We start from the raw sequence: 21,376 nt of genomic DNA on the forward strand, positions 1-21,376 counted from the left end.
GGGTTCAATCAATCTAGACGATATTAAAATGAAAAAACAACGGCAAGGATGAATACTCTCCTTGCCGTTTTTTTGTTTCTTAGTGTCTGAAACTCGGCATTAATGCAGGTATGCCCGGTAGCATACCAACCATAGCCATTACGCTGGTTAAGATAATAAACATCACAAGTGGAATGATCCAACGGCTCATGTGCGTTAACTCAGAACTTCTTTCTTTACAGCCGATTAAGCCGAGGTTATCCAACAACATGGTGAGTGACCATCCAAATGCGGGGTTCACTAGGGTGGAAGCGAATACCACAATCGCCGCCGATTGCGTGGTTTTCCCTTCACGTGTCATCTCCATGCCAGCTTCAAGTAGAGGAATAAATACCCCAACGATTAGCGCCACACACAATACAGGTTGCCAAATTGCTAGATCCATGGGGTATCCCCAAATACCGGCAATAACACAGAATAAGGCAGTTAAAATTGCACCTGCAGGTATCGGACGTTTGGCAATGGCCGCAGGTACAATATAGGTCCCCCAAGATGATGCGAAGTTAGCACCCCCTAGAATCGACCCAAAGGTCTGTCTGGCCGACGCACTTAACATAGTGTCATCGATGTTCATTTGTACTTTTTCAGTACGCTGAGGGTAGCTGATTTTTTGAAATACTTGGTGCCCTAGGAAGTCAGGAGACCACATGGCTACGGCAAGGATTGCAAAAGGTAAAACGACAACAAAACTTTCGAGGGTCGGTAAACCTAACATCCAGCCAGTGTTTTCTCCCCACCAATACATAGGGTTCATGTTTGGTAGTCCAGGGGCCGTATGGAACTCAAAAGGTGCGCCTAATGCAAAGGCTGTCACACCACCTAATACACAGCTTAGTGGCACAGCTAACCAGCGCTTTTTGAAGTGCTCCAAAAAGGCGTAAAGTAAAATAGTGGCCAAAATCACGATGAAAGCAATATGGGTTTTATCGATACCTTCAGCCCACGCAAACAGCTTTTTGACTTGGGAAATGGTGCCAATAAAGCCTAAATACAGGAGCAGGCCTCCACACACACCTTTACTGGTGAGTCGGGCGAGCAAACTTCCGCCTTTACTGAATGCCAGTATTAAACCAAAGGCACCAATTAGCAGACCAAACGCCATTGGGTGACCCCCAGTGGCAACAACGATGGGAATTAACGGGATTAACGGCCCGTGAGTACCTGCTAAGTTTGCGGTTGGTAGTATAAAACCTGAAAACAAAATAATGAAAAAGGACACTATGAGTAGCTCGTAGCGCACATTTTCTAAAACAAATTCATCGCCTAATCCTAACGCGCCAGCAAATGTAGCGGCAATGGCGGCAACCATAACTACTTTACCAATGGTAGCGGCCATGGCAGGAATAGTATCTTCGAATTCGAATCGATAATCCTTAAACGGTAAATTAGGCCGCCAACGTTTTGGCTGCATAATTTGCAATTCGTGCTCTAGATATTCATCTCTACTGGCGAATTCAGAGCTTGGTTTGTGCAGTTTTTCGTAGCTTTCGGAAACGGCTGTATTCTCCGTGACCTGTGCAGCTTCAGACGAAGTGTCATTTTGCGGCGTGGTATTCATGATTTCCCCGGCAACATAGTTGCTCTTAAAAAATAAAAAGTAGCTTTATTTAAAGCAAGTGAATGTTGAGGGCGTAGGATAGATCAGCTTTAAAAAAATTACGATAAGCCTAAGGTCTTACATATTTTCATTAAAATTTGTGAATGTAGGTTTTACTAAACTTAAAAAAAGCGATTAATTTAAACATACAAATCAACTGATTAGCCGTTAAAACAAGCAAAAAAGTCGGTAAAGTAGTAAAACAATGGGGATTGTTAGCGTTTCTTTAGGTTAAAACAACGTATCTTAGTCTATTCAAGCCCCGCAGGTTTCCCAACACACAATTCTAATAACTGCGCTAACCATTCAAAAAAGATCTAAAAAATAGATAATAATTCTGCTTTTCACCCTGTTATTTTCTATTTGATGTTGCTTTGATTTAGGCTTTTAGTACTCCTCCGACCTTTGATGAGCATTGATGTAGGTCAATATTTCTGTCGTTTGTTATGCTTCGAGGCGCAATTATTTTGCGCCACCTTGGCGATTTAGAGTATAATTTGTCCAGACTATAGGTTTGTTGTCTTAGCTAATTAGCTTTGAACTGAATAGGCTAAAAACACGCAAAACAGCTCTAATGGGCAGAAAAGTTGGTTTCACGTTCAACGTACGGTATTGATGTCAGCGTAACTGCGCTGTTAAGAATTGGACAGAAAACTAAGCAATGGTGAGTCGAGCATGATTTGTGTGAATAATATTCTAGTTAATATTACTTAATTTGCACGCGAACAGCTCGAATGCGTTCAAACTGGGGTAGCTCCCGGCAGCATAAAACAGACTAGATTAAGTGAATAGGACATTCGCCTCGGTTATTATTTTGACGATGAATATGTCTTGGTTGAGTTAATCATTATTTCTATTTTTCAAACTATTTAGTATCAAAGTCCTTCTCCTCAACAGGCATGCTACTGCAATATTAATTTTTAAGTGAATAAGTGACGTGAGCGTAATGTAACGACTTTTTCTAAAGCCTCGTTAGCGCACAACTTAAATCAGGCCAAAAATGCTATCTGCACTTAGAAAATCGATACAAAGTAAACCCCCTTACCATGAGATTCAGGCTAATGTCCTCGCTGGCTTAACCGTTGGTGTTATTGCCCTTCCCCTTTCTATGGCATTGGCTATTGCCAGTGGCGTACCTCCACAACATGGTTTATATACCGCAATAGTGGCGGGTATTATCATTGCCTTAAGCGGCGGCTCCAAAGTCAATATCTCTGGTCCCACAGCCGCTTTTGTGGTTATTTTATTGCCAATAGTGCAACAGTATGGGTTAGGAGGGTTGCTGGTTAGTGGGTTTATGGCTGGCTTCATCCTTGTGTTGATGGGGGTAGGCAAATTTGGCAAGTTAATTGAAATCGTGCCTTACCCAGTGATTGTTGGTTTTACCTCAGGGATCAGTGTCGTTATCGCCACCTTTCAAATTGGTGACTTTTTAGGATTGAGCATTGAATCCCTCGATGGTCACTATCTAGATAAATTGTCGACTATTTTTTTCGCACTGCCGACCCTAGCTTGGCAAGAAACCTTAATTGGTGTGTTGACCTTAACGGTGTTGTTGGTATGGCCAAAGTTTCGCTCCAAAATACCAGGGCACTTAGTGGCATTGTTAATTGCCAGCTCTGTGGCTTGGTTACTAAGTTTATCTGTAGATAATTTTTCGGTTGCCACTATTGGCAGTCGTTTTTCTTTTGATATCAATGGCGTGGTGGGAAATGGTATTCCGCCAATTCTGCCAACATTTGAATGGCCATGGAATTTACCCGGTGCCGATGGTGCGCCAATTGGGATCAGCTTTGAATTGATTCGCTTGTTACTGCCATCTGCTATCACCATTGCTATTTTGGGTGCTCTTGAATCTTTGTTATGTGCTGTAGTTGCCGACGGTATGTCGGGTAAAAAACATAACTCAAATGATGAGCTTATCGGTCAGGGCATTGGTAATATCGTTTCACCATTATTTGGTGGTTTACCTGCTACCGCAGCCATCGCGCGAACCGCGGCGAATGTTAAAACCGGAGGTAGCCTCCCTCTTTCTTCGGTGATCCACGGTTTGTTCATCTTGCTGAGTATCTTGCTGCTTACTCCTCTTTTATCGTATATCCCCATGGCCTCTATGGCCGCCTTGTTATTGATGGTTGCGTGGAATATGAGTGAAGCTAAATACTTTATTCGAACCGTAAAAATCGCCCCCCGTGATGATGTGGTGGTGTTGATTTTGTGTTTTCTTCTGACGGTATTATTCGATATGACAATCGCTGTTGGTGTGGGTATTGGTTTAGCCGCTATGCTGTTTATTCGACGCAGCATTAGCCTAACTCAAACGGCCGAAATAGAGGCCGATCATGCCGACTATGACATGCCTGATAATACGGTTGTATATGATATTAACGGCGCGTTGTTTTTTGGTTCTGCCCACAAAGCATTAAAAACCATCGCCTCTGTGAGGCCTGATGTTCGGGTAGTGATCCTAGATATGTCTGAGGTTACCCTTCTTGATATGAGTGCCATAGTGGCGATGGAGTCCATAGCGAATGATTTACAACAGAAAAACATTGCTTTGATCATCAATAGTTTGCAGCCGCGTATGATTTTAAAACTTAGACGTGCTGGTATTCGCAAAAAAATCGGCAAAATCGCATTTTCCAGAACCCTAAATGACAGTTTCGAGTTAGCCCGTAAAATGCCGAGCTGATCACTAATGCAAACTACCTTTGGAAGGCGCAAAAGATAAGAATAACTATTGTGCCTTTTGAAGCTATATAGTCATAACGGCTCTAGCTGTGGTGGAGTGAGAAAGTAGAATCTGAGGCGTCACGAAAAGTCATACTTTAGTATGATTCTTCGCAATATTTTTTTGCTTGTTTTTTGTTGTGCTATTCTAAGTGTATAGGTTTGTTGAGTTAAGGGATTTTAACGAGATTTTAGACATGCTTGTTTTATTAAAACTATTTTCACCTAACATTTATCTGACAGCCTTTTGTTAGAAAATCTACTTTTTACACAATTTTCAGTTTGATGATATTTTGTCGAGAGAGCATTTTAATGTTTAGAATTAAGTTTTGCACAGGTTTAGTGCTGCATACCCTATGTCTTGTCGCGTTGATTTTTCAAGGTGGGACTTTGTTTGCCCAGACTCTCGATGGCAGCGGGTCTGCGCTACGGATCAGTGGTTTTGGCACCTTAGGTTTGACTAGTACGGATGCACCTGATGGTTGGGGTTTTAGGCGCGATATTTCTCAACCGTCCAATGATGGAGGCTTACGGGGAGATATTGACTCTCGATTGGGGCTGCAATTTAATTATGCGCCTACCGCACAATTTGAACTAGTTGGGCAATTTGTTTTAAAGCGCCGGTCTAGTTATACGCCAGCTAGTGATGCTATAGAGTGGGCATTTGCTGCATACCGACCTTTACCAGACTTAACTATGCGAGTTGGGCGAGTCAACATTGACGCTTTTTTAGCTGCAGATTACCGAAATGTTGGATTTGCATATTCATTTGTACGGCCTCCCGTTGAGTTCTATGGCTCCTTACCTCACTATCTTGATGGCATTGATATCAACAAAGATATGCAATTTGATGATAGCTTTTGGCGTTTTAAAGCTTATGCTGGTCGTTCACATAGTGGTGATTTGGCCTTTGATGGCCGAACCACAATTAAACCCGTTTATGGCCTCACTGTTTCTCGTGAATCTAATGGCTTAACGGTACGCTTAGGGCTTGCTTATGCGGGATTAGCAAGCAATCCAACTATCTTAACACCCTTACTCGAAGGCCTAGATTCTATGGCTTCGGTACCTATTCCCGAGGTCGTCAGCCAAGTCGAAAACTTTCAATCTCGATTAGATAACACTGACTCCCATGGCATTTATCATTCTTTTGCTATGAATTACGACTTGTTAGATTGGTTATGGACCTTTGAGGTGACTAAGGTTACTGGTCATCCAACCACGCGCTTTACTGCTGGGTATGCAGGTATTGGAAAACGCATTGGCTCGGTTACACTTTTGGCTGGTTATAGTCGTATATCAACACCAAAGTTACCTGTTTCGGCACCTGATTGGGTAACACCATTGACGCCCATTTTGGGAGAAGCGGGTGCATTTCAAGCCCAAGCTATAGCTTCCGCATCCGCATTAGCCGTCAATAATTCAGGGGCTAACCAACATTCTATTTCATTGGGGGCTCGTTGGGACTTCCGTCATAACATGGCGCTGAAAGTGCAATGGGATCAGGTGAGTGTTGATGAGTATGGCGCTAGGTTATGGGCAAACGGTACATTAGAACCAACAAATGCAGACGTATACAGTGTGCTGGTGGATTTTGTATTTTGAACTCACTATTTAGAACAAGGTTACAGTATGCAATATTCTTGATGCTAATTTTGTTTGGCAGAATGGCGTACGCTGATTTCTATATAGTTGTGCATGGCAGCAATCCTCAAGAAAGTATGACAAAAAAAGAAGTGGTGAACCTATTTATGGGCCGCAGCAGGGGGTTTCCAAATGGCGATTTTGCATTGGTCTTTGATTTACCTAGAGACGATCCTAATAGTGCCGATTTTTATAAAGCGCTGACAGGATGGAGCATGTCACAGGTGAATAGCTATTGGTCTCGCCTAATGTTTTCAGGCCAAAGCATGCCACCACAACCATTGCCGAATGAAAAAGCAATGATTGAAATACTAAAGCGTAACCCAAGTGGAATTGGTTGGTTAAGCAAAGCGCCAGAAGATAATTCGTTACGAACAATTTTAGTCCTTAAGGATTAAGGAGCTTCCTTGAATGAAAGTAAACGCAGATTTGGCCTATTCGCAGGTTTACAAACTCGCCTACAGTTAATCATTATTTTAGGAGCTGTAATTTTTTCAGTTACAGCGGGTTTGTTTGCCTATCATTTAGGTGAACTGCGCGGCATTTCCACTAGCCAAGCTACATTGACCGATCTAGCTCAAGCTGTTGAAAAGACCGTTGCTATTGGGGCTTTTGCATCTGATTCCGTTTTACTCGCTGAAGTGGTCGATGGTCTAGCACGTAATTCCTTGGTTGCTATGGTGCAGGTTGAGGCTGTTAATGGTGATATTTTAGCGCAAAATCCTCGAGCTGAATCGTCCAGTTTAGAAAATTTGGATGTCAATCCGAATACCTATGTGAAACAAGTCTTGTATTCGCCATTTGATGAAACTGAAACTGTTGGTGTGTTGCATATTTATGCTCACCAAGATCTCATCGCTAAGTCTGCAAAACAAGAAGCACTAACCATGGCCTGGATGATGGTTGGACAAACCGTGTTAGTAGCAATCCTTATCTATGCAGTAGTGGCGTCTTTGGTTTCTCGTCCAATAACACGTTTGGCGGAACAGTTACGGCTAATGCCGGCGGGATCTCATGAGCGCTTAGACACACCTTCTCTGCACCGTGGGGATGAGATAGGTATTTTGATAAATAGTGCCAATGAGTTGTTAGATGCAAATGCCATAGCGTTAAATCGTGAGCGAGAGTTGCGACATGAGATAGAGTTAATGGAAGCACAATATCGTCAAATATTTGATTCCAGCAGCGCGGGAATTTTTGTACTAGACCAAAATGGTTGCTTAATAAATAGCAACCCTACAGTCTCGAAAGTTGTTGGTATGCCTTTATCGATGATGCAAAAACTCAAGCATGATAACTTTATTGAGCGGGTATTTGGGCAACCGGATAAAGTCCGAGCCATGGTCCAAAAGTCTATTCAAACTGGTGAGACTGTATCGGGTGACCTTGAGTTGGTTCAAGAAGGGGATGAGCATCGTTGGGTACATTGTTTAATTTCTGTCCATACTAGTCCCCCGGAAACAGATAGTGTCATACCAATAACTACTGAAGGAGTTATGTATGATATCACCGAGCGTAAGAGTCTCGAAACTGCTGTTCGTTACGAAGCTGATCATGATGCTCTCACTGGGTTAAATAATCGTGCGTCAAGTCATACCATTATCGAGCGGTTTTTGGATGAATGCCGAATTAACACCACGGAAGTCAGTGTCTTGTGTATCGATTTAGATGGCTTTAAACAGATCAATGATCAATACGGTCATGAAGCGGGTGATAAGGTTTTAATCGAATGCGCATTGCGTATGAAAAAAGCGGTGCGCCGCTCAACTGATTTGGTTGGAAGACTTGGTGGCGATGAGTTTGTCGTTGCCCTGCGTGATATTGGCCCGAGTGATGAGGCTTTAACCGTTGTAGCGGATGCCATTATGGCTTCTGTATGTGCGCCAATTGTTTTAAAAGATGGGACTAAGGTACAGGTGGGAGCCAGTATTGGCATCGCTTGTGCTCCAATACATTCAAATGACCGCGTCACCATACTCGATATGGCAGATACCAGTATGTATAAAGTTAAACGAACAGGGAAAAACACATACGCGATGGCGTACCCTAAAAAATACTAAGGACGATGGTTTAACAGCACTTACATCATCAAGATCGCAGATTTATTTATCAACTCAATCTTTATGCGCTATTCATGGGATTCTTCAATATAGTCTATGCTTTAGAAAAAGACTTAGGCAAATCAGCGAACGGTGTTGCTTAAGTTTTTAGGCGAAATCTCAGCTTTCATAGAGAAAGCCAAACCTGACTATAAGAGGGATTTTTTATGTTGAGACGAGCTAAGTCAATCATGATTCTTACCGTTGCAATTTGGGGTTTTGTAGGGGCTTTGCATAACTTAATCGATTGGGATGGTACATTGGCTGCTGTGAAAATGGCGACATCGATGATTACCATTCCTGACGGCTCAGAAAGTTGGCAAGCCACCTCAAACCTTATCGTTGTTTGGATAGGCGCGCTATTTATTTTGGGGGCAAAGCTGACTACTGGCGTTATGTGCACCATAGGTTCAATCCGCATGTGGAAAGCACAAGGTGCCAATAGTAGTGTCTATAATGCGGCGAAACAAATTGCCTTAACCGGCTGTGCAGTGGCAATTATTATGTTGTTCGGTGGTTTTATAATTATCGCTGAAAGCTGGTTTGAGCTATGGCGATCAGAGACCATGTTAGCTCCGGTATTAGGTTCTGCTTTTCGTTATGCTGGGATGATTTCGCTGATTTCGATTTTTGTCGCATTAAAGGATTAGCTTTAGTTTTGGCACTAAAAAAGGCGATATAAAAGTACATATCGCCTTAATAGAGTCATAAAATTTACCTTTAGTTGGGGTAAACCTTATTTAGAAGTGCATAAGTAGATTCACACCATAGGTACGAGGAGCACCCTTTAGGAAGGTGTCAGGGGTTAATCCTGTTGTCGGGAAAAATCCAACATTGTAATCTTCGTCAGTCAAATTTCTCACCCATAATGCAACTTCCCAATCTTCAGTTTCCAAAGCGACTCGTCCATTGGCTATGGTGTATGAATCCACTTGGTCATTGTTATTGATTGTTTGATAATGCTCGCCTGTATTGCTTGCATCAATTTGCGTACGCAGCATAAAGTCATCATTTATGGCGGTGGCATAAACTACGGCTAGATTCCACGAGAGGTCAGGAGAAAAGGGTAAGTCATTGCCTTCAATGGTGGTGTCTTCACCTTGGAAGTTATTTATTTCCGATTCAATAAATGCAGCTCCAGCTCGAATATCGAGTCCATCGATAGGAGATAAAGTTAGGGCAAACTCTGCGCCTTGAATTGTCGCATCTGAGACGTTAGCGCGAACGTTAGTACTTGCACCTGCTACAAATAAGGTTGCGGTAGATTGATAGTCAGAAAAATCATAATAAAAAAGGTTAGCTTCAGCGGAAAGTAACCCGTCGTCTGAACGATATTTAGAGCCCACTTCATAGGCTACTAAGGTTTCTGAATCAATAGGTAGCGCTTCTTCTGCAGTCAATATGGTTGAGCCGTCAAAGCCGCCAGCTTTATAACCTGTGCTAACAGTTGCGTAGAGTCGCCACTGTTTTGCCGGAGTAAAGATTCCACTAACTTTCCAAGTCACCTCACTATCATCTAAGGATTCGTTGAATACTAAAGGTGATGATGGGTCAATTGGCACGCCAATATACACTTCTCCTGCAGGGAAGAACGTGGGAGCTGTGCCGTAAACGCCATAGGGGTCAAGGTTTTGTGTTTGTCCTTCAAACGTCACTTCATCTGAAGAGTAACGAATACCGGTTTCTAGTGTAAACCACTCTACTGGCGTCCAGTCTGATGACGCGAACAAGCCCAATGAGTCACGTTCTTGCACATAATCTGTTTGTACATCGGTCTGCCATAAACCTGAATTCAAGAACAATAGGTTGGTGCCAAAATCCACTTCATCTTGCAAACTGAATGCACCAAGTAACCAATTAACTTTTTCTGAATAACTGCCTGCAAGGCGAGCTTCAACGGTGAATTGGGAAAATTCATTTCTAAATAGATAATCAGCTACGGCAAATGGCAGGTTATCTGAGGTCGTATAGTCACGGTCAAGTGACTCATAACCGATTAAAACAGTTCCCGTTGTACCTGAGGAAAACTCATGTTCAATTTGTAGGTTCGCGCCAAATTGCTCAGAGTCTAGTTTAGGTAACATATTGGAGTATACCGTGAATGGGTCGTTGTCTAATGCATTAGCAAAATCCACTAACGCTGGATCTTGGGGATCAAGAAAAAATGCTGCCGAATTCGTATATTCCACCCAGTTATCAGCCGTTACGTCAGGTATGGCTAATTCAGAATTATCTTCCCCCATAGTCACTTTCGCTGTAACTAAGGTGCTGTCTGATACTGTCCATTCTGCGGTCACACGAGCTGAAACACGATCAGCTCCGCCCCAGTCTCCTTGGGCTGCAACAGCTTGTTGCGGAGTGATTGTACCTTCTGAGTAGGTGTAACCTGTTCCAGGGCCCGTGCCCAAGTGTTCATAGAAACCATCTGAAGACTCATACAAGCCAGCAATGCGTACTAGAAAATCATCAGAAATAGGAAGGTTAACTGCGCCTTCACCACGAAATAAACCGTAGTTGCCAACATCTAAGTCTAGGTATCCACCAAAATCTATATCAGGTCGATTGGTTAAGATGTTTACTGCACCGGCGGTGGCATTACGACCGTATAATGTGCCTTGAGGTCCCTTCAATACCTCTACTCTATCAATATCAAAATACTGGCCGTTTAATAAGCCATTTGTGCCTTGGTAGACGCCATTTACATGAATGGCGGCTGATGAAGAACCATTTGGGTTGAAGTCATCATCGCCTACTCCGCGAATGGTGATTCTCGGAGATGAGGCACCAGCATAGGTCTCACTATATATAAGCCCGGGGGTATTTAGTGCTAAGGCTTGGGCATCTGCAGTACCATTTGCTCGAAGTTGTTTGTTGTTGAGAACATTTACAACGCCAGGGATATCTTGAATTGATTCGACCTTTTTACGGGCGGTTACGGTAACAACTTCGAGAGTTTCTTCCTCTGTATTTGTTACTTGAGCAAGTGCTTGTGAAGGAAGGAGTGTTAGTCCTGAAGCTGCCATAAAAATACCTTTTATGGCTAGGAAAATTGTTTTTTTACGAAAGTGATTTGTACGTGCTGTGTGGGTAGTCATAAGTGTTCCAAGATTAACGTTAATCATAAGCTGCTCATCCAATTGGACGGCGGCTCATTATATCAATTTCTACATTAACGGATATGGTGGTATATCTTTTATCCATGAATTTAATATAAAATTCATAAACTTATATTACCTTAAAGTTGGATTTTTTTGGTTTGATATAACCTGTTTTATCTTTCCTTTGGCGCAAAACCTGGCTATTTTGCTCTTGTATGCATTGTTTGCTAGTCTCCGTGCTCCACAGATAATGTTGAGTGACTTTTTCAATTCATTGAACAATTTTAGTCTATCTGACGTAACAACCGCTTATATTAAAAAAAACGGCATTTCTGGCCTCTAGAATAGAGGTGAATTATTAATACTTTTGGGGAGTGGAGAGTGGAAGATTCATTTGAATTCTTGAGCTTAGTTCTCGACTCGATTACTGAACATATTGTCGTAATTGATGAAGCTGGAGACATTAAATACGTCAATCGAAGTTGGTCAGCCTTTGGTAACAATAATGAGTGTACGGTAGGACATGATTGGCGTGGCGTTAATTATTTAGAGGTTTGTGATAAAGCCGCCGGAGCGGGTGATGATTTTGGGGCAAATGCCGGGGATGGAATTCGAAGTGTTATCGAGCAGCGTTCATCGCTTTTTTATCTAGAATATCCCTGTCACAGCCCTGATGAACCGCGCTGGTTTATGATGCGGGTGTCTCCTTTTCGCATATCGGACGCGAGCTACTTTGTAATCACCCATCAAAATATTACAGAGCGAAAATTAGCCGAAGAAAAGGTATTAAAACTATCCCGTATTGATGAGTTGACGGGAATTGCAAATCGTCGTCATTTTAATGAGTTTATCGAAAGTGAGTGGGAACGGTGTCATCGTCACAACATGCCCATTTGTCTTGCCATGATTGATTTGGACTACTTCAAATTATTGAATGATAGTTATGGACATCAAGTTGGCGATAAGTGTTTAAAATCCATAGGCAAAATATTACAAAACTACGCACTTAGGCCCAGTGATATTTGTGCTCGTTATGGTGGTGAGGAGTTTGCAATCGTTTATGGAGATACAAATTTGCAGCAAGCCAAGGGGTTGCTCAATGAATTACTCAAACAAATTCGCTCCCTTAATATACTCAATGAAAACTCACCGACTAGCCCTACCTTAACCGCCAGTGTGGGAATTTATTCCACCTTTCCGAGTAAAGAAAATAACGTCAGCGAGCTTATTCGTCGTACCGATGATTTGCTTTATATGGCGAAAAAAAATGGCAGAAACCAAATCTATTCCTAGGTTCATAATAAATTTAGTACCCGTAAAGGTGACTATTTTATGTGAGGCGATTTTTTAAAGCCGATGTTGTTTTTTATCGGTGTTATAATTTCTCAACTATTTGCCTAATTAGCCTAGCTGGGTACAGCGTTTTGCTATTCTGCAAAGTACTAAGCTTCAACTTGAATATGCTGAAGTGAATCCTCAATTAACCGCGCTTTTAGGAAACCTACATGAAAATTTTAGTACGTAATTTAGATCGAACAACCAGCGAAGATGAATTAAAACGTTTGTTCGAGGAGTTTGGTAAGGTGCAATCTTGTAGTTTAGTGATTGATCAAGACAGTGGTATATCTAAAGGCTTCGGGTTTGTGGAAATGCCTAAAGCCGGAGAAGCTAAAGCTGCGATCACAAACTTAAATTATAAAATGGTCGGTGGTAATAAAATACGAGTAAAACGAGCGGAAGATAAAAACCTAGATCAAACACCCGAATAATAAAACAAGTTTAATCGTTAGGTGTCTGCTTAGTGATATGTAATCAACAAAATGGAATTATGGAATGAGTCAGTCGGTTAAACAACAATTAACGAGTGTAGCGTTGCTGGTGAAAAGTTATGCCGAAGCAATCGACTTTTATACGGATAAGTTAAATTTTCAAATCGTTCAAAACATCGATATGGGGGAGGGGCAAAGGTTTGTGCAGGTCTCTCCCGCGAACTCCCAAGGCTGTAATTTGTTATTGCTCAAAGCTGGGTCAGAACAACAACTCGCTGCTGTGGGAAATCAAGCTGGAGGCAGCGTTTTTTTGATTATTCAAACAGATGATTTTTGGCGAGACTATCAGCAGATGCTAGCCAAAGGTGTGGTCTTTGATGAGCAACCTCGGGAAGAGCTCTATGGCACTGTGGTAGTGTTTCAAGATTTGTATGGTAACAAGTTGGATTTGATTGAAGTAAAGTAAAACAATCATAATTAGTTTTTGGTTTAATACCCAGTACACAAGGATGAGTAACAATGTTTTTAATTATTAAATTGTTTTTACTACTCGCCGCATTGAAGTTGCATGACGTTGTAGATAAACCCACCCCTCCCACACTTTTGTTTACTTTGCCGTTAATTTTTATTGGTCTTATTTCTACTTCATCTATTTTGCATACGCTATTTTATAGTTTAGTGTTAGCTATATTATCCATGCTTTACTTCTGGCTATTGTCGCATTTTCCATCTGGCACTAAATATTATGGAATTATGTTCGTAGGCGGACTGATTCTAATGCTATTTTAAACTTTGATGAGCAATTTTTAACAAGTTGATAGACAAAATGAAGCGCGCAATTTCGGGGTATCACCAAGATGATGAAGATCATTGGGTAGCTGAGCTAGACTGTGGTCATAACCAACACGTTAGACATTCTCCGCCTTGGACGAACCGACCATGGGTTCAAACAGTATCGGGAAGAAACGCCAAGTTAGGCTTCATGTTGGACTGCAAAAAATGTGATAGGAATGAACCAAAAGATAATTAACATTTACCTAAGTCTTTGATCTGTTTTTATAGGTTTGTAGGAATCAAATGTCTGAAATTTTAACCATTGTCTTGCTTACCGGTTTATCTGGAAGCTGCATACTTATAGGTGGATTTTTGGCCACTTTTGACCATATACGGCCGCTTTGGATTGAGCGAGAAGTTCGCCATTCAGTGATTGCTTTTGGTGGTGGTATTTTACTAGGCGCTGTTGCAGTAGTATTAGTACCTGAAGGTATAGCCAACATGCAAGGTTCGCTGTTTTCAATTCCTATTGTGCTGTTGGGCGGCTTTGTTTTCTTTTTCATTGAACGACGCCTAGGCTTAAAAAAGCAGGATTCACCACAACTTATGGGAATGATGCTGGACTACATTCCCGAAGCTGTTGCGTTGGGCGGCCTTGTGGCCCTTGGCTCTCCAGTCGCGCCTTTGTTAGCGATTTTTATTGGTCTACAAAACCTTCCTGAGGGCTTTAATAGCTATCGTGAAATCAATAATAAAAATGGCAATAAATCGAGCAAAACCCTTTTGACTATGGCAGGGTTAATTCCCTTAGGTCCTATTGCTGGACTCGTTGGTTATATTTTCCTGTCAGATTACCAAGGGGTGTTAGGGGCAATTATGCTGTTTGCTTCAGGTGGCATTTTGTACATCATATTCCAAGATATTGCTCCGCAATCACGTTTGGATAAACACTGGGCTCCACCTTTGGGGGCTGTATTTGGTTTTTGCCTTGCGCTGTTTAGTGACATGGTGGTGAGTGCGAGTTAATCACCCTTAACTCCCGTTTATATGAATTATTTAACTACAAAGAAGTTGCCCATGGAAATTAAAAGAATAGTGATAAGTGTACTGTTATTGTGTTTGTCAGCCTGCCAGACAACCGACACTCCTAACACCACAAATTATGAAGCTCAAGGCAATTTGCAACCTAGCACCACCTTGGGTTGTGTTGGCATGAATGAAGTGAGTTCGTCCCACTCCACTGCGGATTTGTTTTTGGGGTTAACCGCCTGTATGGACCAAGGGGAAGTTGATAAGGCATCCGATTTATATCTAGTCGCCATGAGCTATGGTTATTTTGACACCCGAAGGGTCGCAGATCGTTCCGCACATCAGGCTATAATGGTATTGAGAATGAATGCTTTTGGCGATATTGAGAAACCCGCTCTAGATTCATTTTTAGCGAGTGTTACCCAGAAAACCTCTGATAATGCTGGTATGTGTGAGACGTTGAAACAACTAGGTCAACCACGTTACTTCCCAACCTACATGATTCAACATGGTATGGGAGCCTTTACTGAGCAACCCCATAGTGCAGGACTTATTGATAATTTTGACTCTGAGTTAGCTTGGAAAGAAGCGTTATCTGTAGTGGTAAATTGCCAGTAGTCTTTGTGGTTTTAAACATCAGTGAAATCAAACATGACTGCTAAATACCCCTCAATGTTTGATTTCAATCAAAAAGACCCAAGTACTAACGTGTTGTAATCAGGTTAGTAGAATCACTCTACTTATATTTCAAACCTAATTCTTGGAGTCATAATTATGTCTTTTAAAAAACACGGTTTATCTATTGGTATTGAGCGCGTTGATAAAACTTTTTTCTTATCTATGCAAGCAGTGGGAAAGTTAACCCATGAAGATTATGAAATCATAACCCCTATGATCGATGGCGCTTTGGCACAAGTAAAAGAGCCTAAAGTTAATGCATTCATTGATGCAACTGAATTAGAGGGTTGGGAATTAAGAGCGGCCTGGGACGATTTCAAACTAGGCTTAAAACACAATAATGAATTTCAAAAAATTGCCATCTACGGTAACCAAAAATGGCAGCAACATGCTGCAAAACTAGGCAGTTGGTTTATCTCAGGCGAGATTAAGTTCTTTGATGATGCGCAAGCCGCAATGGAATGGTTAGGCTCCTAATTTGTTTAGTGCAATGGTTTCAATGCCTTGTATATTATGAGTATTTAACGTCAATTTAGGAAAATTATGATGTTTACTCCAGGGCAACCGGTGTTGGATCTCATTGCTTGTTACCCAGCAAAACCGCGAGAAGCCTTGTTCGCTTTGCGTGAGCTTATTTTGCAGGTGGCAACTCGCTGCCCTGAGGTCAAAAATCTTGAAGAGACCTTAAAGTGGGGAGAGCCTAGTTACCTTTGCAAGAGTGGCAGTACATTACGAATGGATTGGAAGCCGAGGGAACCAGACTTTATTTTTATTTATGTAAACTGCCAAACTAAATTAATAGAAACCTGCAAAGAGCTCTACGCCGACCAATTAAATTTCGTTGGTCGTCGCGCTATTGCGCTGCCATTAAACATGGCGTTGCCTGAAACCGTGTTATCCCACTGCATTGAACTAACTCTCAAGTACCACAAAATTAAACATTTACCACTATTAGGGTGTTAAAACCTTGGTTTTTGCGTGCTAGTATTTCTGTCAGAGTAGATAGATAAGTGAGCCCGATTCAAGGTGAAAAAAACTAACAAAAAGGTATTTTTGATAGAATCCCTTGGGGGATTTTGCGCGGTGGTAGCTATTTGGATCAGCGTTATTAATTCTGGGTTTATCACTGGAATGCAGATGATCAGCCGTGGTTTTGATATTGGCTATTTGATTGTGTTTGGCGTTATTTTGAGTTCAGTTGGGGTGTGGGGCGTGTTTCAGTTGCAGCTGAAATTAGTGTTTCCTGACGCCTATGAAGACAGTATCTCGTTCTACCGTTTTCATTTAATCTGCGGGGCCGTAGGCTGCGTACTCTGTACTCTATTTTTCATGGATTGGGACCCAGTTTTTGCTCTTATCTGCCCTTTACCATTGCTCATTTCTATCTATCTGTATCGCAAAAAACTGCGTTTTGAACAGCTTGAATGTTGTTAAATTTATCCCTTGTACAGCTAGCTAGAATCACCCTAGGTTTAGCTTGGATATATCACGGCTTAGTTCCTAAACTATTGCATGTAGATCCTGTGGAAAAAGTGATCACCGCAGCGCTAGGCTTTAACGCCCAAAACAGTTTGATTATTACCCAGATTGCTGGCTTTGCTGAAGTCATTTTGGGTGTCGCCTTAATTTTGTTTTACAAAAATCTCCTACTCATTTATTTTAGCGCTCTAAATTTGGTAGCTTTGTTGGTTTTCACCATTATTTTTGTTCCACAAGTGGCTGTGGCGGCATTTAACCCGGTAACAACCAATATTCCCTTAATCGTATTGAGTGTTGTATTGCTGAAAAATGCTCAGCGTAAACAGACAAACATAACCTAAAGAAGACACGTTATATGATCACGAAAGCAGTATGGAATAGTAAATGATTAAACGATTAGCAACATTGTTAGGGTCGCTACTTCTGCTGCTGGTGGCTATATATGCAGTGCTATTTATTCTCTTCCAACAACCTGATAGAACTGTTGCTGAACTTGCACCTAAATGGGCTCCACCTCCTTCGCAACTTATTGATGTTGACGGCATGCAAATTCATTTGCGGGATGAAGGCCCTAAAAATGATCCTCTGCCAATCGTTTTACTCCATGGCACCAGTGCTTCTTTGCACACCTGGGAAGGGTGGGCACAAACATTAAAATCTCAGCGCAGAGTTATACGTTTTGATTTGCCTGGGTTTGGTTTAACCGGTCCTAATCCGCAAAATGATTATTCTATTGAGCAATATAGCCAGACCGTTATTGATGTAATGGACAATCTAGGTGTTGAGCGTTTTGTTTTGGCTGGAAATTCTTTAGGAGGTTATATTTCTTGGGCAACAGCGGTGTTTTATCCGCAACGGGTAGAAAAGCTCATTTTAGTAGATGCCAGTGGATATCCGTATCAATCTACTTCGGTACCTTTAGCCTTCACCATTTCTCAAAAACCACTGCTTAAATTTTTAATAGGCGACATGTTGCCCCGCAGTTTAGTGGTGAAAAGTGTCAAAAACGTTTATGGTGACCCACGTAAAGTAACTCCTGAATTGGTTGATCGTTATTATCAATTAACCACTCGCGAGGGTAACAGGCAGGCATTAGAAGCGCGCTTTGCACAAACTCAGCCTAACGATTTAATTAACCGAATTCCTGAGATTAAACAGCCTACCTTAATTATTTGGGGACAAGAAGATCGCCTTATTCCCGTTGATTTGGGAAGACGTTTTCAAGAAGAAATTGAAAACAGTGAGTTGGTTATTTTTGCTACCCTTGGTCATGTTCCCCACGAAGAAGATCCTGACTCTACGGTGAAGAGTGTGATTGATTTTCTGCAGCCCTAAAATGATTTAAGAAGGTAAAATATGACAGAAAACTCATCCACCTCAAATGATCACAAGCCAGCGGTTGGGAAAATACCCGCTAACGTGCGTGTAATGATAGCCCTAGTTGCATCCCCTACCCTTTTGGTGATTGCGTTTTCTATTTACTGTCTTTGGATTGGTAATTGGCAGGAGCCGGGAGTCAGTGGTGTAATTTTTTCTGCTTTAGGAATCTTTGCCTACTATGTTGTTATAGTCGGTAGGCTGCCAAAATGGTTTCATTTTAAACGTCAAAAGTAATTACTCTAATTGCTTTAAACCTTGAATCTGTTGTTTAAGTGGTGTGATGGCGTGTGCTTTTCCTGCTGTTTTTGCATAGCGTCGAATAAGGTTAACAGAGGTTGGGTGTCTGTATTGTAAATAAGCTTTAGTGCGTGAGCCGTAGCTTCTAGTGAAGACAGACTATGTTCAAGTTTAGATTTACGAATACGGTATTGATTCTGCGGTAAGGTATTAAAATGCCAGCTTGGTAATTCATGTAACCATGGATTTAACTGCCACATTTTTGTCGCTTTCCGCCAAGTGGCATCAATCACGATTAACCTATCGGGAAGCGTGTTGGGATAGTGTGTTTTGTGCTCTTCTAGTGGCTGACTATCTGTGTTGGGGTACAAAACCCAGGTATTCTGAAAAGTACTGATAACTGGTTCTTTCACGTCGGCAAAATCTTGTTCATTCTCGCCTATTAGAATTTCCGAATTTTCTATACACAATGGAAGCAATCTTGCTGTATTTTTGCCGTGTTTAGACTCTAGGGGATGTTGTAATATGGTTATTTGTAATGGAACTTCGACTTCATTGATAAATGCACAAATGCATACCGTTTGGGGGTAATTACAATGGGGACAAATACAGCGTTTTTTCATTGCAGGTTTTTCCGTAACAGCTTGTCATCAAATGGGTTAAGGTTTTAGTATCTAGTATTGGCCTCCCAAGTTATTTTTTGGGGAACTTAATATCAGTCGCAGAGCCTTACTATAGCTGATAATCTATTAGGTATAAAAATCTTCGTGTGTTTGTTTTATTGTCAGGCGTACGTTTAAGGAATATGGATATAAAACATGTCATTTAGTGAAAACGTGGAAGTGATCCCACCACAGTTCGGAACGGAAAGTTCGGATAGGCGCTCTGAGGAAGAAAGTAAAAAACTGCAAAAACAAAAATGGTGGGTATTGAGTATCAGCTTTTTACTGGTTTTTGTGGTGGCTATGATTTGGATATGGAGCCGTTCACCTATTTATCAAAGCCAAGCGATAATTCACTTTAGCTATGCCCAACAGCTTAATAATCAACAAACTGCGGTACCTGAGGAGCAAATCACCCTCAACAATAAACGTCTTACTAGTAACCGAATCCTCGATGGTTTACGTGTGCAACTTGCAGACGAGTATTCGCTCAATTTTACTACTGAAGAGCTGGCTCAAATGGTGTCTACCGAAGAGCACCTAGACAGTCGGATTATTAACTTATTCACAACGGGTGAAAATAGAAACCATTTACAACCGGTACTCGAACAATGGCTGGCTTTATATCTGGCTAGATTAGAAGAGGAAACGGAAGAAAACACAGTAGAAGATCTATCATTAGGGCAGGAAAAGCTTCTGGCGTTGGAACAGAAGATTCTTGAACAACGAGATTTAGTTGAGCAGTACAGCGAAGAAAATAACATTATTTCTATGGAGCGTGATGAAAATCGCGCGCTATCTAAAATTAAGAGTATGGGCGCAGCGTTAGATACTGCAGAAACCCAACAAACAGAAGCCACTGCAACATTAGAAAGCGTAAAACTGAGTATCGCCCAAGGTGACTCAGTTATTCATCCTGGAGATAAAAGAAGATTAGACGGCATACGCAGTACCATCAAAGATAGTGAAGCAGAGCTTTACGAGTTATCACAACGATATACTGCTGAATACATGGAATTAGATCCTAGTATTGTGAATAAAAAACGTCGACTACAAGAGTTGAAAACTCGATACGAAGTTGAGGCGGCAGAAAGCCAAAAGAGATTTGTAGAAGACCTGCAACGTACAGTTGTTGCCTCTGAGCAGAAGCAAAAACAATTGGAAATTCAGTTAGATGAACTGGGCAAAGAGGCTCTTGTTTTTAACCAAAAATTAAAAGAATATGGTCGATTAAATCGTTCTTTGAGTCAGTTGCAAGAACAAGCTCAGCAATTGAAAGATCAACTAGTAGAAACGGAAGTTCAAAAGCCGTTTCAAGCCAAAATTAATGTTCTTGAGCAACCTTTTGTTCCCACTTACCCCATATCACCGAATTACTGGCGTGATTCAGCCATCGCACTTGCTGCAGCAGTATTGGTAAGTTTATTTGCGTTGCTGATATTCAGCTTCATTCATCGCCAAAAAACACCTGCACCTACCATGACAAGTTATAATGTGGTTCCTCCTTCTTCAGGATTAACCTTAGAGCAGCAAGTGGCAGCACAGCAAGCCTTAGAGCAACAAAAGCAGGCGCAGTTAGGTCACCAACAAGCACCTTTGCAATTGGCTCAAGCCAACACGCCAAGTGCGGCTCGTTTATTATCTGAAGCGGAATGTGGCAGTTTATATAAAGTCGCGAATCGTGATGGGAAGTTGGCTATTTCGTTGATTTTAAATGGTGTCAGTCCCAGTGAATTGCTTAACCTTAAAGTTCAAGATATCGATATAGAAACGCAATCTTTACAAATTTCCGGTGAATACGCTAGAAGCGTTCCCGCTAGCCCAGAGTGTATACAGATTATTCAAAACTTGCAGGCCAATCAAGCTGAAGACAGTTTACTATTGGGGGGAAGACTTGATGCTCAGCAGCTTGATCAAATGATGATAAATATTGCCCATGATGCCGGTTTGGCTTTTGCTGAGCAGTTTTCAATTGGAGCGTTGCGTCATACTTACCTAACCTTTTTAGTCGCCCAAGGAGCAAGACTAAATGATTTAGAGCAGGTGGCTGGTTTCGTAAGCCCTAATGAACTTAGTTTGTATCGCCAAGTTAACCGACGTGGTGAGCCTGTGGATGTCGAACAATTGAATTTGCAATATCCGTTAGCGTGACTGGTCAATA

21 protein-coding genes are annotated in these 21,376 nt (G+C 41.6%); 18 read left to right on the forward strand and 3 right to left on the reverse strand.

Going from position 1 to position 21,376, the window contains the following annotated elements:
- Positions 1-79: 79 nt before the first annotated feature.
- Entirely contained in the window at positions 80-1,597 is a 1,518-nt protein-coding gene (locus ABJV04_RS11985; RefSeq protein ID WP_348491744.1) for a DUF3360 family protein, read from the reverse strand.
- Between the two features lie 1,039 nt (positions 1,598-2,636).
- On the opposite strand from ABJV04_RS11985, the gene dauA reads away from it, so the two are divergent.
- From dauA to ABJV04_RS12010, 5 genes are all read left to right on the forward strand, one after another.
- Positions 2,637-4,328, forward strand: a complete 1,692-nt coding sequence (dauA, locus tag ABJV04_RS11990) for a C4-dicarboxylic acid transporter DauA (RefSeq protein ID WP_348491745.1) — start codon at positions 2,637-2,639, stop codon at positions 4,326-4,328.
- A gap of 350 nt (positions 4,329-4,678) precedes the next feature.
- The gene (locus ABJV04_RS11995; RefSeq protein ID WP_348491746.1) at positions 4,679-5,971 is read left to right on the forward strand and encodes a hypothetical protein; all 1,293 of its coding nucleotides are present in this window, start codon (positions 4,679-4,681) and stop codon (positions 5,969-5,971) included.
- Between the two features lie 41 nt (positions 5,972-6,012).
- The gene (locus tag ABJV04_RS12000) at positions 6,013-6,408 is read left to right on the forward strand and encodes a hypothetical protein (RefSeq protein ID WP_348491747.1); all 396 of its coding nucleotides are present in this window, start codon (positions 6,013-6,015) and stop codon (positions 6,406-6,408) included.
- 9 nt (positions 6,409-6,417) lie between these two features.
- Complete coding sequence (locus ABJV04_RS12005) at positions 6,418-8,070, forward strand: diguanylate cyclase (protein ID WP_348491748.1); 1,653 nt, start codon at positions 6,418-6,420, stop codon at positions 8,068-8,070.
- Positions 8,071-8,276: 206 nt separating this feature from the next.
- Positions 8,277-8,759, forward strand: coding sequence for a DUF2165 family protein (locus ABJV04_RS12010; protein ID WP_348491749.1), 483 nt, complete (start codon positions 8,277-8,279; stop codon positions 8,757-8,759).
- Between the two features lie 90 nt (positions 8,760-8,849).
- On the opposite strand, the gene ABJV04_RS12015 is transcribed toward ABJV04_RS12010, so the two are convergent.
- A complete protein-coding gene (locus ABJV04_RS12015; RefSeq protein WP_348491750.1) occupies positions 8,850-11,204 on the reverse strand; it encodes a TonB-dependent receptor in 2,355 nt (784 codons plus the stop codon).
- 384 nt (positions 11,205-11,588) lie between these two features.
- Here ABJV04_RS12015 and ABJV04_RS12020 point away from each other — a divergent pair, with 384 nt between their 5' ends.
- From ABJV04_RS12020 to ABJV04_RS12075, 12 genes are all read left to right on the forward strand, one after another.
- Entirely contained in the window at positions 11,589-12,500 is a 912-nt protein-coding gene (locus tag ABJV04_RS12020; protein WP_348491751.1) for a sensor domain-containing diguanylate cyclase, read from the forward strand.
- Positions 12,501-12,712: 212 nt separating this feature from the next.
- Positions 12,713-12,976: an RNA-binding protein gene (locus tag ABJV04_RS12025; RefSeq protein ID WP_348491752.1), complete on the forward strand. Its 264-nt coding sequence runs from the start codon at positions 12,713-12,715 to the stop codon at positions 12,974-12,976.
- 64 nt (positions 12,977-13,040) lie between these two features.
- Positions 13,041-13,442: a VOC family protein gene (locus ABJV04_RS12030; protein ID WP_348491753.1), complete on the forward strand. Its 402-nt coding sequence runs from the start codon at positions 13,041-13,043 to the stop codon at positions 13,440-13,442.
- Between the two features lie 360 nt (positions 13,443-13,802).
- The gene (locus ABJV04_RS12035; protein WP_348491754.1) at positions 13,803-14,006 is read left to right on the forward strand and encodes a DUF3565 domain-containing protein; all 204 of its coding nucleotides are present in this window, start codon (positions 13,803-13,805) and stop codon (positions 14,004-14,006) included.
- A gap of 47 nt (positions 14,007-14,053) precedes the next feature.
- Positions 14,054-14,776 carry a divalent cation transporter gene (locus ABJV04_RS12040; protein WP_348491755.1) on the forward strand — a complete coding sequence of 241 codons (723 nt, stop codon included), beginning with the start codon at positions 14,054-14,056 and terminating at the stop codon, positions 14,774-14,776.
- A gap of 51 nt (positions 14,777-14,827) precedes the next feature.
- Entirely contained in the window at positions 14,828-15,397 is a 570-nt protein-coding gene (locus tag ABJV04_RS12045) for a hypothetical protein (RefSeq protein WP_348491756.1), read from the forward strand.
- 156 nt (positions 15,398-15,553) lie between these two features.
- A complete protein-coding gene (locus ABJV04_RS12050; RefSeq protein WP_348491757.1) occupies positions 15,554-15,934 on the forward strand; it encodes an STAS/SEC14 domain-containing protein in 381 nt (126 codons plus the stop codon).
- A gap of 66 nt (positions 15,935-16,000) precedes the next feature.
- Positions 16,001-16,420, forward strand: coding sequence for a DUF1801 domain-containing protein (locus ABJV04_RS12055; protein WP_348491758.1), 420 nt, complete (start codon positions 16,001-16,003; stop codon positions 16,418-16,420).
- A 63-nt stretch (positions 16,421-16,483) separates the two neighbouring features.
- Positions 16,484-16,891 carry a hypothetical protein gene (locus ABJV04_RS12060; protein WP_348491759.1) on the forward strand — a complete coding sequence of 136 codons (408 nt, stop codon included), beginning with the start codon at positions 16,484-16,486 and terminating at the stop codon, positions 16,889-16,891.
- Entirely contained in the window at positions 16,882-17,277 is a 396-nt protein-coding gene (locus tag ABJV04_RS12065) for a DoxX-like family protein (protein ID WP_348491760.1), read from the forward strand. Before ABJV04_RS12060 ends, ABJV04_RS12065 begins: the two co-directional genes overlap by 10 nt.
- 43 nt (positions 17,278-17,320) lie before the next feature.
- Positions 17,321-18,271: an alpha/beta hydrolase gene (locus ABJV04_RS12070; RefSeq protein WP_348491761.1), complete on the forward strand. Its 951-nt coding sequence runs from the start codon at positions 17,321-17,323 to the stop codon at positions 18,269-18,271.
- A gap of 21 nt (positions 18,272-18,292) precedes the next feature.
- Positions 18,293-18,550: a hypothetical protein gene (locus ABJV04_RS12075; RefSeq protein WP_348491762.1), complete on the forward strand. Its 258-nt coding sequence runs from the start codon at positions 18,293-18,295 to the stop codon at positions 18,548-18,550.
- A 14-nt stretch (positions 18,551-18,564) separates the two neighbouring features.
- Here the strand turns inward: ABJV04_RS12075 and ABJV04_RS12080 are convergent, their stop codons facing one another.
- The gene (locus tag ABJV04_RS12080; RefSeq protein ID WP_348491763.1) at positions 18,565-19,176 is read right to left on the reverse strand and encodes a tRNA-uridine aminocarboxypropyltransferase; all 612 of its coding nucleotides are present in this window, start codon (positions 19,174-19,176) and stop codon (positions 18,565-18,567) included.
- A 195-nt stretch (positions 19,177-19,371) separates the two neighbouring features.
- Between ABJV04_RS12080 and ABJV04_RS12085 the strand changes: the two genes are divergently transcribed.
- Entirely contained in the window at positions 19,372-21,366 is a 1,995-nt protein-coding gene (locus ABJV04_RS12085) for a tyrosine-type recombinase/integrase (RefSeq protein WP_348491764.1), read from the forward strand.
- The last annotated feature ends 10 nt before the right edge of the window (positions 21,367-21,376 follow it).

The organism is Aliiglaciecola sp. (genome assembly GCF_039982535.1).
Lineage (GTDB): Bacteria > Pseudomonadota > Gammaproteobacteria > Enterobacterales > Alteromonadaceae > Aliiglaciecola.